Here is a 17,222-nt window from a genome sequence, read left to right on the forward strand (position 1 = left end):
TAACGGCATCTTCAACTTTAGCCTGTAAAGGCTGACCTATTTAGCCTGTCCTTGCATCAACTCTTGAATCTGGGGATTGTAGAGCCTGAGATAATTCCAATAGTTCTCAGAGACGGATTTGACATAGTTCTTCGTCTCCGGGAATGGAATGTCTTCGATAAAGACGTCGACATCAGTGACCGAGTTTTGCTTAACCCATCGATCCACGTTGCCCGGGCCGGCATTGTAGCTTGCGATCGCAAGCATGGAATTGTCGTTATAGTTGCGATGGGTATAGTCCAGGTACCAGGTGCCGAGATTGATATTGTCATCAATCCCATCGATCTCATAGGTTTTCAAACCCGCTTTGCCACTCACCCAGTCTGCCGTTTCTGGCAGTACCTGCATCAGGCCGACAGCCCCCGCCACCGAGCGGATTTTGGGTTGGAATCGGGATTCCTGCCGCATTAAGCTAAGCACCAGGAACGGATTAAGATTGCGCTGGTTGGACCATTTACGAATGGGAGTGAAATAGGCCAAAGGAAATAATGCCTGTTCAAAGCCCGGATGGTCTTGCCATTGTTCGACTAGTTTTTCCGGATCTTTTTCCTCCCGCGCCCGAGTTTCCAGATTGGCCAGCATATAAATGCCGTCTAGATATTCCTCGACCCCCAGACGCAGCAAGCCATCCGTGAGCTGCTCCGATAAGCTGGGCTGCTGGCGATTGCGAAACTCCCATTGCCAGCGTTCCCAAGCCGTTTTGTTTTGTCCCAGCTGGTACAGTTCTTTCAGGGCTGGAGACCCAGCAGCCAAGGGCAGTTGCGTACTGGGAAACCGAATTTGGGGTTGGAACGAGCGGATGGACGTAAAATCACCAACGTTCCAGCCAGACAGCACTGCTGCTCGCCAGGCATAGTAGGAGTCAGGATAGGTTTTCCAGAGGGTTTGAAAGGCTGTTTGCCGCTCCTCAGCCGTGGAGGCCCATTTCCCGGCCCAGAACACGGCGATTGCAGCCTGGGGACTGTTGGGATTTTGATCTTGGATTTCCAGGGCCAACTTCCGGGCACCGGCTAGATTCTCCGCTTTTCGCTGTCGCTCTGCCTGTTGCCACCGCAGGGCTGCCGCATGGTTTGAAGAGGAAAACTGTTGCAGCAAGGTTTGCTGCAGGGATTGAGAGGGCTGCTTTGCCTTCTCTAACCGCTGAATGCGCTCCCCGAGGATTTGGGCGGCTAAGTTGGGCTGCTGCTCTTGGCTGAGCTGCAAGGCGCGGTCATAGTGCTGGGCTGCTGCGCCCAGATCTGTCTCTAGACTGGCGAGCTTGCTCAAGGCTAGGGGCGTTTCCTTGGCCTCGGGGTAGGCGGCAATCATTTTTTGATAGGCGGCAATCGCTTTTTTCTTTTCCCCCCCTAACTGCAAGCCTCGTGCGCCTCGATAGGCCGTTTGGGAGGTTTGGGGAGCTTGGGCATAGGCCAGGGCTCCTTCCTTATAAATTTGTTTTTCCCAGTACCCAAAGGCGATGATTTGCCAGTCAGCAGGCTTGAGCTGGCCTTTGAACTCCTTCGTCAGCTGGGTTAAGTAATCCCCGTAGTTAGTTAAAAACAAGCCATGCTCCGCAATCAGCATTAGCAGCTTCAACTGCTTGGGCTTTTGCTTTAACTGCTCCACGGCAATCTTCACCGTCTGGGGATGGCCCGGGAAGTTGGTGATGGCTTGCTGCCACAGCTCCGGCTTTTGCTTGCCCAGTGCAAATAAAGCTTCTGCTGCTGCAGGCTCTTTTGCATAATCGGCAATAATTCGCTGCCATGTCCCTGTGGCTTCCTCAGTTTGTCCCGCTAGGGTTTGAGCCTCAGCCTGAAGGACGGCGATATGGCTAGCCAATAGGGGGTAACGCTCTTCCAATCCCTCTAACCAGCGCAGGGCTTCTGCTCCTTGCTGCAGGTCAATTAAGTCCGCAGCTAAAACATACCGGGCCTGATTCTGTTCTTGGGCTGTGCCCTGTTGAGCTAGCTGCTTAAGGGGATCTAAACGCTGCTGGGCGGGGAGGGGGCCGTAACACCACTAGGGCGGAATTGGCGGGGGAAACCTGTTGCGATCCCAGGGGCTGATCCGTAGATTCCAGCTTTGGTTTGAGAAACAGCCAGGCCAACCCCAAGACAAGGGCACTGCTGAGCCCCATGGAGATAATCCAGGGAGCTAAGCGTTTCAAAAAATTGGGAGAACTGCCCATGGGTATGAAAAAGGTTAAAAAATAGGAAAGCTCATTGCATTCTAGAAAATAATTCGAGAACCTGTAATGGGTCCGTTGCGTTTAATGACTCATCCTTCAAGGCTGAGAGTTAACCGACTACTATGTAAATGAATGCAGCTCTAGTTTAAGCTGAGGAGCCCCCTAGTGAATCTGAATCAATCCCAGCGTTTTTCCGCTGGCTTATCTGCGATTCGGTCTTGGTTGACCTTTTTGATCATCGTGGTCTTGTTAGGCTCGATTGGCCTAGGCTGGGTGCTGAAATCGTTATTGGTCTTATTTGGCTTGATCTTGGTGACGCCTGTGGTCCTATTTGTGGGGCTGCGCTGGTGGTTGAGTCGCAACTTAATTCAGGGCACCTGTCCCTCCTGTGGCAATCCCCTGACTGGGCTAAAAAATACCCAGACCACTTGCCCCTTCTGTGCCCAATCTGTAGCCGTCGAAAACGCTAACTTTCAACGTTCATCCGAGCCAGGAACGATTGATGTTCAGGCGGTGGATGTGACCAGTAAAACCCTTGAGTCGTCCCAGGACTGACTAGGGGACAAAGCGCGGGTCGCTATTTTGACAAGTTACCGTGGTGGGATCGAGGTTAATCAGGGCTTCCCTAGAAAAGTCGATGGCCCAGGCCCGTGTGGTGGTTAATGCTTGTGAGTCTTCCCGGACGATGGCAAAGATAGCCTGTCGGTCTTCATCGGTCTGATGGCAGCCTTGACTAAGGGCGAGTTCATCCTGGTGCAGTTTTGATAAGGGCTTAACTTGGACAATTTTCCAAACGGCCTTCTGTGTTTTGGTGTAGCGGACGAGCCGTTGGAGGAAAAAGTACGATCCATCTTTGCGATCGCAAACCACGCTGCCATATTCGTATCGTCCCTGCTTCCCTAACAGGGCATCGGCATAGCCTTGGCAAAATTCGTCAGGAAGTTCTGTATATTCTTTCCCTTGCCAGGCATGGGTACAAGCCTGGACCGGTGATAGTCCCAAGGTCAGTAGACTCAGGATTCCGATTTGGCAACATTGCCCCACTCTAGGCAGTGTAGGTAACCCATGGTTCGCCAATGCGTTTAGCCTAACCCTCGATTGATGAATCATGTCTCTTTTGTACAAATCACCCGTGTATGACCAACTTTCACTTTCAATGTTGAGATACCCTTGCAGTCAAAACATTACTGGTCATAGCTCCCTGAGTCAAAGTTCTTCGGGGCAAGAGATCGCTTTTTACCTAAATCGGGGAAAACTAGGTATAGGGATGATTTCAGGGTTTTAGCTTTATTCTGTCGACGAAAAATTTCGATCATACCCCTGTTCCCTTAACCCGATGACGGCTTCAGATTGTTAAGGACTCGGTTGAATGCCGGGAATGAACTCGTTTACGCCATTTCATCAGCCATTTCGTCCTCTTTCTGCAAGAATTCCCCCCTAGGAGCAATTAGTGATCATGCGGCGCCATCAAGACAAAATTAGAGTGGGTGAAGTCCTACTGCAAAAAGGGCTGATCAATTCAGCCCAATTGCACGATGCGTTAGCCACCCAACGAACCAGTCATCAAAAGCTGGGGGAAATTTTAGTTCAACAGGGGGTTGTCACTCCCAAGCAAGTCCGTCAAGCTCTGAATGAGCAGCTCTGGCGCAATGTGATTGCCACATGCGTGTTAACCGCTAGTACGCTTCTTCCTAACTTGCCCAAAGTAGCCGCTCAATTACCAGAAGTGGCCGATCAGCGTCGCCACCAGGGTCCCCTGCTTTCCCAAAATGATATCGGCGGGGGCGAGCCCGCCACGGGAGGCACTACTGCTTCCCCTGCATCCTCAGAGATTTACTATCCAGCCTTTGTGGAAGTGCCTTTGGCTAAGCGAGCTTCAGTGGACTCACCCCTCAAAGGCTTTTGTCATCCTCTCAATGGTCAAGGCTGGTTGAGTCAAGGCATTCGGGGCAGAACCCACCGAGGCCGGATGGAATATGCCTATGATTTAGCCACCAGCATTGGCACGCCTGTGTATGCTATGCGGGCAGGAAAAGTGATTGCCGTTCAGGATAAATACCCCGATATCGGCGGGGGCAAGGAAAATATTTCTCGCTTCAATTATGTTTGGATTGAGCATGATGAAGGGTATCGTTCCGTCTATGTGCATTTGCAGCAGGGATTCCGCCGCAAAGTCTCGATCAAATCTGGAGACCGCGTCAAGGCGGGGCAGTTGATTGGCTATAGCGGTAATTCGGGCTGGAGCACTGGACCGCACCTCCATGTAGAAGTGCAGAAGCCCCATAAGAAACGTAAGTTTACGAAAACTGTACCCTTTAAAATTTCAGGGGCTTGTCATAATAACCAACTTGCCCGGACGGCAAAATAGTTGGATTTATAGGGAAATCTCCCCAGTTGGGGCAGATGTGTTTATCATTGACTCTGAATTAAGTGGGAATGACTCATCCCCCAGTCTGTCACTGTCCTTATGAATCCCTTTAGTCTTTGGCAACGGTACAAACTGGCCCAACGTCTTGAACTGTGGCTGGGAGTCATTGCTGTGAGTTTGGCCCTTCTCAACTTGAGCTTGGCTTGGATTCATACCCGGAATGCGGATCTGGTCGCCATTATGAGTCTCTGCTGGGGTATTGTCGCCTATTCAATTTGGACACGACGCCAGACTTTGCCCCTAGGCAGTGAACCCTATTCAACGGCTGCCGGCTGCCTACTGTTGGCCTGGGCCGGGTATAAAAGCTGGGTGATGCCCGACTACGATTCGTTTATTCGGATTCAGCCCTTTCTCTTTTGTTTGGGTTGGGGTCTATTGGCGTCCAGGGCCAAACAGTTGGGCACCTACCGCAGAGAGCTAAGTGTTTTGTTGGTCTTAGCCTTACCCGAAGGGATTTTGGCCCAATGGACCGAGCAAGTGATTAACATCAGCGAAGTGGCGGCTCAATCCACCACGGCGATGCTCTGGTATTTAGGGATTGAGGTGAAGCGCCAAGGGGTGTTTGTTCTCCTCCCTGGAGGCGGTATTGAGGTCTATCGAGGCTGCTCGGGACTCAAGGCCATGCTAGAGCTCCTGAGACTATCCCTGATCTTCCTGGTGATGGTGCCCACCCGTGGATGGGAGAAGCTGATCGTGCCTTGTGTGGGGGTCGGCCTGGCCTATGGAGTGAATGTGATTCGCTTAGGCATCATGACCCTCTTGGCCGCGTCCGACTATCAAGATGCCTTTCACTATTGGCATGAAGGGGAAGGCTCAAATATCTTTCCTATACTGGCTATGCTGATCTTTGCTGGCTTTTGTGTCTTCCTTTTACATCGCAAAGAGACGCCAAAGACGAGTAGCCCTCCGTATCCCCCAGGGACCCTGCCTCGATGGCGGTTACTGACCTTTGCCTCAGTGCTGGCGGGAACGTTAGTGGTCCAAGCCGGAACGCTGTGGCAGGCCATGACCCTGGATCGTCAATCCTTTCGGTTTCCCCAACAGGTGCCTCTGAAACAGGCAACCCTGAATCGCAGCCAGGCTCGTCCGGGACAAAAAGGACATGCCTATTCCGAAATCCTGGCTCAGCATCAATATCAATATCAATTCCAAGGCCAGGATCTTCGAATTGACATGAGCTATGTGACGGGCACCACGGGGGATTTGCTTCGATTCCTAGAGAATTATCCCATCGCCGATCAAGCGCTGCAGCCTCTGCCTAAGCCGCAAGTGCGTCAGCAAGGCGCCAACTACTACGCCGTCTATACCCATGGTGACCGAGCTTACTTAAGTGCCTGTTTGGATCCAGGAGGATTAGCGACGGTGGAAGAAGGGCATTTTATTCACAATTGGAATAGCCATTGGTATTTGTTAGGTCGAGACTATATTGATGATCGCTGTCTGTGGACTCATCTGTCGGTGCCCTTGAATCAACAGCCCCCTCAACAAGCCTTCTCTATTTTGGAATCGAATTGGTTATCCTGGCAGGAATGGTGGCGCAATCGCATTCCTAACCTGAGTCTTTAGCAAGTGAGGCGGCCTATCTGCCCTGTACTGTACGAGAACTGACTATCCATGGCAAAACAACAACCTGCTGCATCCCCATCATCGACGTCTGCACCGCCCAGTAAGAATCAGTGGCTGTCTACCTTTGTATTGCGGATCGCAGGCTATGCTCTGCTGCTATTGACCTTAGTGGATACCCTGGCCATTCTCATTCCACCCCAGTTGCTCGATCCAGCCTGGGAATTAGAAACCATTGGCAGCTTGGTGGAGCGTTCTCCCGTTCCCCTGATTGGGTTTGCCTTGGTTGCCTCCGGGGGGCGTCGGTTTCGCCAGTCCCTGGATCGGTTTTTGCTTTCAGGGGATCCCTACTTTAGCGATTATCATTGGCCTGATTTATTGCCTGATGATTCCTTTAGGGATTTCCGATAGCCTCCGTTTAGGAAAGCAAAACCAGACCACGAGTGCAACCTTGGTGAAACAAGCGGCGGATATTAAAAGTTTGGAGCAGCGGTTGAGTGCTGCCCCGGCAGCGGAAGTGGCAGAATGGGCGCAAAAGTTTCAGCCGCAGCTGGCGGAAGGGCGGGATCAAGAAACGGTTAAGGCCGGAGTCTTAGGGCAGCTCAAATCGAATTTGATTAGCTTGCAGGCCCAGATCAATCGAGCTTCTGGGCAACCCACCCAACTCCGCAAGCAGACGATCAAGTGGTTAGTTGGTGCTTTGATTGCGGGGCTGTCTTTTCTCTATATTGGCAATACGACCCGTAAATTTCCGAATGTGAGAACGAGGTAAGGGTGTTAACCCCCATAGAACAGTCTTGTTTACGCCATAGACGCCATCAGCTAGGACAGCAGTTCGAGGGGCAGGCCCTGCTCTGGTCCGGGGTTGCTCCCTCTCGAAATTTTGCCGCCAATCATTTCCCCTTTCGAGCCAGCAGTCATTTTTTTGTACTTTGCTGGATTGCCCCTACACAATGCAGTGATTGGTTTAGAGGGAGGCCAGCTCACCTTGTTTTGGGATGAGCCCCACCCTGATGCCGCCCTCTGGCATGGTCCGAGTCTGAGTCGAGGCGAAATGGCGGATCAGATCGGGGCTGAAACTCACTTGCCTCTATCTGCAGTCCCTACTTGGGCGCAACAGGCAGCAACCTTACCTGCGCTCTCTGCCGATACCCGTCAACAACAAATAGAGGGGTTGGGGCGTCCAGTCCCTGCCATCACCTCTCAAGGGAGTCAGGATGAGGGAGGCAATCGAGATCGTCAACTCGCTGCTGCTGTGATTCAATTGCGCTTACAGCAGGATGGATTTGCCCTTGACCAGCTGCAGCAAGCTGCCGACATTACGGTTGCGGCCCATTTGCAAGGGATGAGGTCTACCCTGAACCACGCTTCAGAAGCAGCTATTCGGGCTGAAATTGAAGCGGTGATGATGGCGCATCAATGCCCGACGGCCTATGCCAGTATCGTCACAGTTCAAGGGGAAATTCTCCATAATGACGCCTATCCCCATGCCTTGGCACCCGGTGATCTACTGCTAGTGGATGCTGGGGCAGAAACGCCCTTAGGCTGGGCTGCAGATGTCACCCGCACTTGGCCGGTATCGGGGCATTTCTCGTCTACCCAGCGCGATGTGTATGACCTTGTCCTTGCGGCTCATGATGCTTGTATTACTGCCATCAGACCTGGGGTCGAATTCCGCGATCTGCATCTGTTGGCGGCCCAGACCATTGCCTCGGGCCTCGTCGATATCGGTATTCTCAAGGGCCAGCCTGAAGTGCTGGTGGAGCGGGATGCCCATGCTCTGTTCTTCCCCCATGGAATTGGTCACTTACTGGGGCTGGATGTTCACGATATGGAAGATCTAGGAGATCTGGCGGGCTATGGGGCTGAGAGACAGAGATGCGATCGCATGGGGCTACGCTACCTCCGGCTAGATCGACCCTTACGTCCTCAGATGCTGGTCACCATTGAACCGGGCTTTTACCAAATTCCGGCCCTCCTCAATCACCCGGACCTACGCCAGCAGTATCGCGATTGCGTTGATTGGGATCGTTTGGCCCACTTTGAGGATGTTCGGGGGATTCGGATTGAAGATGATGTGCTAGTCACGGCAGAAGGCTGTCAGGTCTTAACGTCCGCTTTACCCACTCAAGGGGCTGAAGTGGAAGCCTGTGTGCAAGGCTCAACGTCTTAATCGATAAGACTTTACCCTCCATTCACTTACAGCCGGGGTATGGGTTCTCCTAGAAAGCAGTTCTAAACATTCCGACTTCCTGGTACTTTGAGAAGAAGGCCTAAGGGCCAAACCGTATTCTGGAACACCAGACCATCTTCTGTGATGTTCCTTTGCTCCTTTCGATGCAACTGTATCCATGCGAATTGCCTTTTTTACTGAAACCTTCCTGCCTAAGGTAGATGGAATCGTCACCCGCCTCTGTCATACGGTTGCCCATTTACAACAAGACGGTCATCAAGTTTTAGTCTTTTCACCCGATGGTGGCATTACAGAATATAAGGGAGCCCAAGTTCATGGCGTTTCTGCCTTTCCGCTCCCCCTCTATCCTGAACTCAAATTAGCGTTACCTCGCCCCTCCATTGGAGATGCCCTAACTCGGTTTCAGCCTGATCTGGTTCATGTGGTCAATCCGGCGGTTCTGGGGGTGGCTGGATTATTTTTCAGTAAGATGAACCGCATCCCTTTAGTGGCGTCTTACCATACCCACTTACCCCACTATTTGAAGTACTACGGCTTAGGTATGTTTGAAGGGGTGTTGTGGGAAATGCTCAAAGCAGGGCATAATCAGGCTCTCTTAAACCTCTGTACTTCTAATGCCATGGTGGAAGAGCTGGGTGAACAGGGAATTGAACGTCTGGCCCTGTGGCAGCGAGGGGTTGATATTGACACGTTTCAACCTGAATTAGCCTCGGCAGATATGCGGATGCTGCTCAGCCAAGGGAATCCAGAAGCGCCCTTGCTACTCTATGTGGGCCGACTCTCCGCAGAGAAAGAAATTGACCGCATCAAGTTGATTTTGGATGCCATGCCGAACGCTCGCCTCGCTTTGGTGGGGGATGGTCCCTATCGGCAAGATCTGGAGAAGCATTTCGCGGGCACAAAAACCTATTTTGCTGGGTATATGTCTGGCAAAACCTTGGCCTCGGCCTTTGCCTCAGCAGATTGCTTTATGTTCCCCTCTCGAACTGAAACCTTAGGGTTGGTGCTCCTGGAAGCAATGGCAGCAGGATGTCCTGTGGTGGCCGCTCGATCCGGCGGAATTACCGATATCGTCGAAGATGAGGTAAACGGATATCTGTTTGACCCCAACAGTGACCAAGATTTTGTTCAAGTGACCCAACGCTTACTCAATAATTCGGATGAGCGGGAAACCATTCGCCACAATGCCCGAGCAGAAGCAGAGCGATGGGGCTGGGCCGCAGCAACTCGGCAACTGGAAGGCTACTACCAGGCAGTCCTAGAGAAACAGTCCACATCTAGCGTGACGAGGCCCCCCCTTCTTCTGCCACTGTCTCGTCTAAGTAGCGGCGTCTACCGCTCCTATGTCAAAATAATTATCTGCAAATAGGTAACCCGCTATGTTTGAAGCCCTATCAGATCGGCTTGAATCCGCCTGGAAAACCCTTCGGGGTCAGGCTAAAATTTCGGAGTCGAACATTCAAGACGCCCTAAAAGAAGTTCGGCGAGCGCTCTTGGAAGCGGATGTTAATTTACAAGTCGTTAAAGATTTTATTGAAGAGGTGCGGGAAGCGGCCTTAGGGGCCGAGGTGATCACGGGGGGTGCAGCCGGATCAGCAATTTATCAAAATTGTCCATGATCAGCTGGTCGAGATTATGGGGGGCGACGAATGAGCCCTTAGCAGAGTCCAATAAGCCGCCTACCGTGATTTTAATGGCGGGTTTACAGGGGACCGGTAAAACCACGGCAACGGCCAAACTCGCCCTGCATTTACGCAAACAAGAGCAGACTTCCTTGCTGGTGGCAACGGATATCTATCGACCAGCAGCCATCGACCAGTTGGTGACCCTGGGTGAGCAGATTGATGTACCGGTCTTTCAGCTGGGAACAGATGCTAACCCCGTTGAAATTGCTCGCCAAGGCCTAGCAGCGGCTCGTGAGCAAAAGGTAGATACGGTGATTGTGGATACGGCCGGTCGTCTGCAAATTGACCCAGAAATGATGTCTGAGCTGGCGGACATTAAAAAAGCCATCAAGCCGGACGAGACCTTGCTGGTCGTCGATGCCATGACCGGTCAGGAAGCGGCCAATCTGACCCAGACCTTCCATGACCAGATTGGCATTACCGGCGCCATCCTGACCAAGATGGATGGTGATACTCGCGGGGGGGCGGCCCTCTCGATTCGCCAAATTTCCGGTAAGCCGATCAAATTTGTCGGGGTTGGGGAAAAAGTTGAGGCGTTGCAGCCCTTCTATCCTGATCGAATGGCATCTCGCATTTTGGGGATGGGAGATGTCCTCACCCTGGTGGAGAAAGCTCAAGAAGAGTTTGACATCGCCGATGCGGAGAAGATGCAGAAGAAGATCATGGAGGCTCAGTTTGACTTCACTGATTTTCTCAAGCAAATGCGCTTGCTCAAAAATATGGGATCTCTGGGTGGGGTGATGAAGCTCATCCCCGGCATGAATAAAATCTCCAACTCTCAGCTCCAGGAAGGTGAAACCAAGCTGCAGCAGACGGAAGCGATGATCAACTCCATGACCAAGGAGGAACGCAAAAATCCCCAGTTACTCTCTAACTCTCCGAGTCGTCGTCGCCGGATTGCCAAGGGCTCTGGCTATACGCAAAACGATGTCGGCAAGTTAGTAACTGAGTTCCAGCGCATGCGATCCATGATGCAGCAGATGGGGCAAGGACAAATGCCCGGTATGTCTCCTGCGGGTGGTGGGAATCCGATGATGGGGGGTGGTCGCCCTAGCCCAGGCGGTTGGCGTGGCGGTATGGGTAAGAAGAAGAAGAATAAAAAGAAAAAAGGGTTTGGTGATTTGTAGGGGATGCAATGCAGGCTTGCGATCGCAAGTCCGCGTCAACTACTAACATCGCCCAAATGCCCTGGTAGAGGTTTGGTTTGGTCTTTTGGATATTTACAGGGTTAACGCAAAGTGGTTGAAGGTCTGATCTAGCTGATAGCCCAAGGATTCATACAGGGCTTGGGCTTCAGTATTGGTCTTTTCAGTGGCCAATGCTAATCGTATGGCTCCTGTTTCTCGGCCATAATCTGCGGCTGCCTGCATCAGTTGCGTAGCAATGCCTTGTTGGCGATGGGAGGGAAGCACGAATAAATCATTCAAAATCCACACTCGCCCCATAGAAGCGGAAGAAAAACTGGGGTAGAGCTGGGTGAACCCCACGCCACTGCCATTATCCAAGGCTAGAAAAATGGTGGAGTCCTGATTGCGAAATCGGTTAGCTATAAACTGTTCGGCCCCGTGGAAGTTGGAGAGCTGGTGGTAGAACACTCGGTAGTGGTCAAATAGCATGGCCACGTCAGCAAGATGGTCTATATTGGCCAACACGATATTCATGAGTAGCAACCCAGATTAGTTTTCGGTAAAGCCTTTCTCTAAGAGGATTCTAGCAATTTTAGCTTGGTGAGTTGTTTCCCATTCTTCTATGGATTGAGATGCGTCTTTGACGGTTCTTTGGTAGGCGATCTCATAGACAGAGGCTTGGTCAGCCACTGGAATAACGGCAATTCCTTCTTCATCTGCCACCACAATATCCTGGGGATGAATGTGGACTCCACCACAATGAATAGGTCCACCTAGGGTTCCCAAGGTTTTTTTGACCCCAGGGATAGGAATCACCCCTCTAGCAAAAACGGGGAATTGGGCTGCTCGAACTTCGGCAACATCTCTGATCACACCATCGACGACAAAACCTGCAATTTGTCTTTTTTGGGCAATGGCACAGACATTGCCGCCTGAAACGGCATAGTCTACGTTACCTGTTTCGACGACAATGACACTTCCGGGTGGGGCGCGGTAAATCGCTGCATGAAGCATCAGATTGTCGCCGGGTGGACAGCGGACTGTATAGGCGGGTCCTGCAATTCTCGGAATTTGAGGCCAGATTTCTGTGATGCCAATATCCATAAACTGTTCGCGGCTTAACGCATCAGCATAGGCGGTAGGCGATAATTCTCGGAATTTGGAATAGTTAGTCATTGATGTGCTGAACCTACTTAAGCCTTCTATTGGGTGGGATGACTGTGGGACTCAGTTTATTTTGTGATTCAACCGTTCTGCCAATCCCCGACCTGGCCCCTATTTCTGACAAATTTCAGGACTATCTATTAGAATAGACAGCGTGCTTGAATTGTTGCTCACCAATCTCTAGAAATTCTTCACCTTAAGGTTTTCGCAGATTTTTTGTGCCGCTGACTTTCAGCATTAGGTATGAGTGCAAAAAATTTCTGACAGCACTCCTTCACCTGCATCTAGTGACAGGTGAAATGTTTCCCATTCATTACTGTAGAATTGCATGACTTCAGTTCCCCTCTCATCTGCTGCTTCTGATGTAAAGCAGAATCAACCTGATGCGTTAATATCGCATGCTGACTATGTTAAACAGTTACGCCCTTTATTGCCTGATGAAGCATTTGCTCCCGATCTGAACAAAATTTGGTTTATTTTGATCAATTTAGCCATGCTAGCGGTTGGTTGGGCCATTGCCAGCTATATAGATCAATGGCAATGGTATTGGTTATGGCTATATTTACCTATTTCCCTAGTGATGGGTAATAGCGTTATTGTGTTGCTCTTTAGCTGTCATGACTTAATGCATGGTGGTGGTGTCAGACATTCAAGACTATTCCAACTAGTGAGTTTCTTAGGATTGGCTGTGGGGTGGATGCCGCCCACGCTCTGGCGGGCAGTCCATAACCGTGAACATCACCGCAATACCAATTCTGAGATTGATCCAGATCGCAACTATCTTTATCAACAACCCAACACATGGGGGAAATGGATTCAGGATCAGCTTGTTCCCTCTGTCAAAGTTAGTCCAGTCGGATTAATCATTGGCATGTCTCATGCTTGGGGGTTTCATGCCTTCAGGAACATGACGTCCGTGGTGTTATTTAATCGTAAAGAAGTGGATTATGTTCCAGCAGCCTTTACGGTCAGCCGTCAAGAGCGATGGGCGATTGCCAGAGAAGTTATTCTCATTTGCCTTGTCCATTTAGGTATCGTGGCTAGTCTGAATTTTGATCCGGTTAAATTGGTATTCAGTTATTTTCTACCCATTTGGATTGGCTATGCAGGAGTGATATTTTATATCTACACGAACCATATGCTGTCACCCATGACGGCAATTAATGATCCGCTAGTTAATAGTGTTTCATTGAAGGTTCCTAAGATATTTGATGTGCTGCATTTCAATTTTTCGTACCATACGGAGCACCATCTTTTTCCCGGAATGAATTCTGATTATTACCCGCTTGTGCAGGAGTTGCTACTGAAGCTCTATCCTGAGCGCTTTCATTTACTTCCTGCGGGTCAAGTGTGGAAATTAATGTTGGAAACACCTAGACATTACGAAGATGAAAAGACTTTTACTACTTGGTCCGGTGAAGAGTCTATGACCTGTCCTTTGACGCTTGATCCCTAGGATGTCAAGGTTATGGGGAAAATTAGATCAGGTACGGGTTGAGAATAGGCTTCGAGCTTTGATTGATTTAGGGCAGACCCTTGAAGATGCCTTACGGATTGTGCGAGAAGAGGAAAATATTGGGATGATGCATCTTTGGCCCGCGGTAGAAAGTGTTGCCCAAGTCAAGGCTTGTGAGGCAAAGCGCATAGTGATACGGGTTTTCCGGCCTCACTCTGATTTGGGATCACCTTAGGAGTTAGACCATCAGGGCTAACATCAAAATGAAGAAGATATTGATAGTGTGTCTTTTCGTATTGGCTGGGTGCCGACCAAGCGTGGAAAAGCGGATGAGATCTAGCGGTTCAACTGTTCCACGTAATCCAAGAGAGAAGGCTATTTTTGACTATTTCTATGCATTGCGAGAGCGGCGTTATGAGGACGCCTATCAACTTCGTGCCTTGCACCTTAGCTCGTCTCTTCCTTCCTCCCAGGATTTCTTGTATTTCAAGAAAACCCATCAGGAGAAGCATGAATCTTTGGCAACTCAAATTGCCGTTGGTGGGGAAGAAAGAGGGTATGGAGATGGTCCCTGTGAATGCGTTTATACCGTTTACGCTGTTGAGCCAGGACATACCACTTTAGTGAGTGGTATGGTCAGCACCCATTCAAAACCTGGTCAACCTGAAGTGTGCCTGATTGGCTATAATTCTGCGTTTGGCTTTTCTCCTTAGGGGCATCTCTTATAGCGATTGAGACTGATGCATCCATCTGTTCAGAAGAAAGAACTGATTACCAAACTAGCAAAGCAGTTGGTCATAGAAGCTCTGTCGATTGTGCACCAGTTTGAAGCCGTTCATCCCTGCAATCAGATGTATGCTTTTCCATTGATGACTCCTGCTGAGGGGACAGGTATTGGGGTTGCGATCGCAACTAAATAAAACTGAGCAACAGTCGCTCAATCCTATTTTCAGAAAGGCTATCAGGCATATCAGGCGATACGCTGGCTTTACTATGTCTGAGTCTACTTCCTCTTTTCTCGACTGAGCAACGCCACACTAAAAGTGACTAAAATAACGCCGAAAATTTGGAGTGGATTGAGGGTTTCTTGAATAGCGAACCAGGCCAAGACAACCGTCAACGCGGGATTGGTCGCCCCAATGATGGATGCTGTAGTAGCTCCAATCAGGCGAATGCCCATATTGTTGAGCAGGTGACCACTGGACGTGGCAATGGCAGATAACAAGCCCCCAATCCATAATGGCCCCCACTCAATGGCCTCAGGCTGTGTCCAGAACAACAAGCTGATACAGGACAAGACCAGCGTAACCGCGAAGCTAATCCAGGTATAGGGAACAGGATGGACCTGCTCAAAGCTTTTTTGAGCGAGAACCGTATAGATGGCATAGGCAACCCCTGACCCAACTCCTAAGCCAACCCCCAACGCATTAGCCGTTAATCCAGTTTGAGGAACCGTCAGAGCACTGCCGAACAGGACTAATCCCATCACCATCCAGCGAAATCGGGAAGGTGCATCGCCAAAGAAGTACCAGGAGAGGAGAGCCGTAAAAACGGGAAAGGTGAAAAATAAGGTTAAGGCAATTCCAGTGGGAATCAAGCCCACAGAGAAATAGAGGAGTGCTAGGTAGAGATACATAAACACTCCCCCTAACAGCGATCGTATGAGGTCAGGACGATGCTGCTGTTGACCCAGCTTTTTTAAATCCCACCAAAGCGCCGGATAAAACAGTGGGGTCATGGCCGATACCAACGGCACCACCAGGACCATCCGCATTGCCATTAACAAAAAAGAGTTGGGGAGAGAAGGGACAACGAATCCTCCTGTTTGTAGCAGGCCAGCAACGGTATATTCGTTAAATAGAATGCGGACGATAACGTTCTGAAAACAAAAGAAGACTGCGCCCAGTAACACGATCAGAAAACCAATCATAATCTGGGATAACTCATAAACTTGCTTTTACTAAGGTCTTATTGATTTTAGGCGAGGCATCCTGCATTTTGTGCAAACAATCAATGTGGTTATGAAATGGGTAATCAAATTGTATTCTTGAGAATACTTTAGTCAGAAGGTTTTTTTGGATATTATTCTGATAGTTTTATAGGTATAACAAATAGAAAATAAACCTATGAATTTTTTGTGAGAAGGTGATCCTAACGAAGATTTTTAGGTAAGATGAGAGCCCGAAATAATGCTGTGAGACTAAACAGTAACTTTTGAGAACTGTATGTCTCTAGAAAAACTCATAAATCCCTCAGAAAAACTCATTTAGTCTTCAGGCTATCCTTATCCAACTTCTCTTAACTGTATAAGTGTAGGGTTTTGACCGACCCATTGATCTCTGGAGTTCTGAGTATGAAAGTCAAATATTTAGCATTACTGGCCTCTACCTCTATGTTGACACTTGGGGTCGCCACAACGACTCTAATTTCTTCCCCAACCCATGCTAATCCCTGTGCTGCTGCCGTAGACAATCCCTGTGCCGCCAAGAATCCTTGCGCCGCTAAAGATCCCTGTGCGGCTAAGAATCCTTGTGCCGCCAAAGACCCCTGTGCTGCCAAGAATCCTTGTGCCGCTAAAGATCCCTGTGCTGCTAAAGACCCCTGTGCTGCCAAGAATCCCTGTGCTTCTAAAAAAACTTGGAAACGCTATTAATTAATCTGCAGTAATGAGGGAGCTGCAAGTGCAGAGTTATCCCTCGTTTGTATGAACACCCTCAAGTGTTTGAGTTGTCAGTCACAGCTATTTTTAATATTCAGTTGTGGCTGATATATTGTGTTGGAGAAAAATCTGTGAATCCAAAGACTCTGGCTAATTTTGTCTTATCTTTTGTCGTACTTTTGAGTACTGTTTCTAGAGTGTCTTCCATTACTCGCACCGGAGGAATAGCGGTTGCTAATCCAGTGTCTGAATCCACTTCCCCTGCTGCAGCAGTTTTTGCGGAAGACGGAATCGCGATTCGTGGAACAGATCCAGTGGCATACTTCACAGAAGGACGCCCTATCCCAGGGATTCAAGACTATGCCTACGAGTGGCAAGGGGGAACCTGGTTATTTGCCAATGCCAAGCATCGAGACTTATTTGCCAATAATCCAAAAGCTTATGCTCCTCAATATGGTGGATTTTGCGCCTATGGGGTGAGCCAAGGAGCGTTAGTTTCAATTGTGCCGGAAGCTTGGGCTATTGTGGATGGCAAGCTGTACCTGAACGTTAGTGCTGATGTGCAGCAGCTGTGGCAAGAGGATATTCCCAGTTATATTTCCCAAGCGAATCAAAATTGGCCGACGTTAGTCTCTAAAAATGAACAAGGAAACCTATCTAATTAGTTGGGGCTAGAGAAATCTGAATAATCTTTTTTCAGCTATAGATCTCAAGCAATCAACCTTTTGCTCAAGGTAAGT

The 17,222-nt window shown here is 49.7% G+C and carries 19 protein-coding genes and 2 pseudogenes; 14 read left to right on the top strand and 7 right to left on the bottom strand.

From position 1 onward, the window contains the following. Positions 1–36 precede the first annotated feature (36 nt). Together HRE53_RS17500 and HRE53_RS17505 are read right to left on the bottom strand one after the other, a co-directional pair. Entirely contained in the window at positions 37–1,878 is a 1,842-nt protein-coding gene (locus tag HRE53_RS17500) for a lytic transglycosylase domain-containing protein (RefSeq protein ID WP_235107357.1), read from the bottom strand. A 112-nt stretch (positions 1,879–1,990) separates the two neighbouring features. Then, entirely contained in the window at positions 1,991–2,206 is a 216-nt protein-coding gene (locus HRE53_RS17505) for a hypothetical protein (protein WP_235107358.1), read from the bottom strand. A 165-nt stretch (positions 2,207–2,371) separates the two neighbouring features. On the opposite strand from HRE53_RS17505, the gene HRE53_RS17510 reads away from it, so the two are divergent. Further along, the gene (locus HRE53_RS17510; protein WP_235107359.1) at positions 2,372–2,761 is read left to right on the top strand and encodes a hypothetical protein; all 390 of its coding nucleotides are present in this window, start codon (positions 2,372–2,374) and stop codon (positions 2,759–2,761) included. On the opposite strand, the gene HRE53_RS17515 is transcribed toward HRE53_RS17510, so the two are convergent. Next, on the bottom strand, positions 2,762–3,208 hold the full coding sequence (locus HRE53_RS17515; protein WP_235107360.1) for a hypothetical protein: 447 nt from the start codon (positions 3,206–3,208) through the stop codon (positions 2,762–2,764). 182 nt (positions 3,209–3,390) lie between these two features. Continuing rightward, positions 3,391–3,522 (bottom strand): hypothetical protein, encoded by a 132-nt coding sequence (locus tag HRE53_RS34450; protein ID WP_255800735.1) that lies wholly within the window; start codon positions 3,520–3,522, stop codon positions 3,391–3,393. 140 nt (positions 3,523–3,662) lie between these two features. On the opposite strand from HRE53_RS34450, the gene HRE53_RS17520 reads away from it, so the two are divergent. From HRE53_RS17520 to ffh, 7 genes and pseudogenes are all read left to right on the top strand, one after another. Then, positions 3,663–4,574, top strand: a complete 912-nt coding sequence (locus tag HRE53_RS17520; RefSeq protein WP_235107361.1) for a M23 family metallopeptidase — start codon at positions 3,663–3,665, stop codon at positions 4,572–4,574. A gap of 99 nt (positions 4,575–4,673) precedes the next feature. Beyond that, positions 4,674–6,200 (top strand): cyanoexosortase A, encoded by a 1,527-nt coding sequence (gene crtA / locus HRE53_RS17525; protein ID WP_235107362.1) that lies wholly within the window; start codon positions 4,674–4,676, stop codon positions 6,198–6,200. Between the two features lie 48 nt (positions 6,201–6,248). Next, complete coding sequence (locus tag HRE53_RS17530) at positions 6,249–6,608, top strand: HpsJ family protein (protein WP_235107363.1); 360 nt, start codon at positions 6,249–6,251, stop codon at positions 6,606–6,608. Beyond that, positions 6,583–6,969 carry a hypothetical protein gene (locus tag HRE53_RS17535; protein ID WP_235107364.1) on the top strand — a complete coding sequence of 129 codons (387 nt, stop codon included), beginning with the start codon at positions 6,583–6,585 and terminating at the stop codon, positions 6,967–6,969. The genes HRE53_RS17530 and HRE53_RS17535 overlap by 26 nt, the downstream gene beginning before the upstream one ends. Before the next feature lie 2 nt (positions 6,970–6,971). Continuing rightward, positions 6,972–8,370 (top strand): annotated as a pseudogene (locus tag HRE53_RS17540) (aminopeptidase P N-terminal domain-containing protein). Positions 8,371–8,548: 178 nt separating this feature from the next. Next, positions 8,549–9,760, top strand: coding sequence for a glycosyltransferase family 1 protein (locus tag HRE53_RS17545; RefSeq protein ID WP_235107366.1), 1,212 nt, complete (start codon positions 8,549–8,551; stop codon positions 9,758–9,760). 10 nt (positions 9,761–9,770) lie between these two features. Continuing rightward, a pseudogene (ffh, locus tag HRE53_RS17550) lies at positions 9,771–11,203 on the top strand (signal recognition particle protein). 93 nt (positions 11,204–11,296) lie between these two features. Here the strand turns inward: ffh and HRE53_RS17555 are convergent. Then, positions 11,297–11,737: a GNAT family N-acetyltransferase gene (locus HRE53_RS17555; RefSeq protein WP_212664577.1), complete on the bottom strand. Its 441-nt coding sequence runs from the start codon at positions 11,735–11,737 to the stop codon at positions 11,297–11,299. Between the two features lie 15 nt (positions 11,738–11,752). Continuing rightward, positions 11,753–12,379 carry an RraA family protein gene (locus tag HRE53_RS17560; RefSeq protein WP_212664578.1) on the bottom strand — a complete coding sequence of 209 codons (627 nt, stop codon included), beginning with the start codon at positions 12,377–12,379 and terminating at the stop codon, positions 11,753–11,755. 316 nt (positions 12,380–12,695) lie between these two features. On the opposite strand from HRE53_RS17560, the gene HRE53_RS17565 reads away from it, so the two are divergent. From HRE53_RS17565 to HRE53_RS17580, 4 genes are all read left to right on the top strand, one after another. Continuing rightward, positions 12,696–13,823: a fatty acid desaturase gene (locus tag HRE53_RS17565; protein WP_235107367.1), complete on the top strand. Its 1,128-nt coding sequence runs from the start codon at positions 12,696–12,698 to the stop codon at positions 13,821–13,823. Position 13,824: 1 nt separating this feature from the next. Further along, positions 13,825–14,058: a hypothetical protein gene (locus HRE53_RS17570; RefSeq protein WP_235107368.1), complete on the top strand. Its 234-nt coding sequence runs from the start codon at positions 13,825–13,827 to the stop codon at positions 14,056–14,058. A 94-nt stretch (positions 14,059–14,152) separates the two neighbouring features. Then, positions 14,153–14,536: a hypothetical protein gene (locus HRE53_RS17575; protein ID WP_235107369.1), complete on the top strand. Its 384-nt coding sequence runs from the start codon at positions 14,153–14,155 to the stop codon at positions 14,534–14,536. 27 nt (positions 14,537–14,563) lie between these two features. Then, complete coding sequence (locus tag HRE53_RS17580; protein ID WP_235107370.1) at positions 14,564–14,743, top strand: hypothetical protein; 180 nt, start codon at positions 14,564–14,566, stop codon at positions 14,741–14,743. 83 nt (positions 14,744–14,826) lie between these two features. Here the strand turns inward: HRE53_RS17580 and HRE53_RS17585 are convergent, their stop codons facing one another. Beyond that, positions 14,827–15,753: a DMT family transporter gene (locus HRE53_RS17585; protein WP_235107371.1), complete on the bottom strand. Its 927-nt coding sequence runs from the start codon at positions 15,751–15,753 to the stop codon at positions 14,827–14,829. A 423-nt stretch (positions 15,754–16,176) separates the two neighbouring features. Here HRE53_RS17585 and HRE53_RS17590 point away from each other — a divergent pair, with 423 nt between their 5' ends. Both HRE53_RS17590 and HRE53_RS17595 read left to right on the top strand, forming a co-directional pair. Then, a complete protein-coding gene (locus HRE53_RS17590) occupies positions 16,177–16,476 on the top strand; it encodes a hypothetical protein (RefSeq protein WP_235107372.1) in 300 nt (99 codons plus the stop codon). A gap of 137 nt (positions 16,477–16,613) precedes the next feature. Then, on the top strand, positions 16,614–17,147 hold the full coding sequence (locus HRE53_RS17595) for a YHS domain-containing (seleno)protein (protein ID WP_235107373.1): 534 nt from the start codon (positions 16,614–16,616) through the stop codon (positions 17,145–17,147). The last annotated feature ends 75 nt before the right edge of the window (positions 17,148–17,222 follow it).

The sequence above is a fragment of the Acaryochloris sp. 'Moss Beach' genome (assembly GCF_021497025.1).
In the GTDB taxonomy this organism is placed as follows: Bacteria; Cyanobacteriota; Cyanobacteriia; order Thermosynechococcales; family Thermosynechococcaceae; genus Acaryochloris; species Acaryochloris marina_A.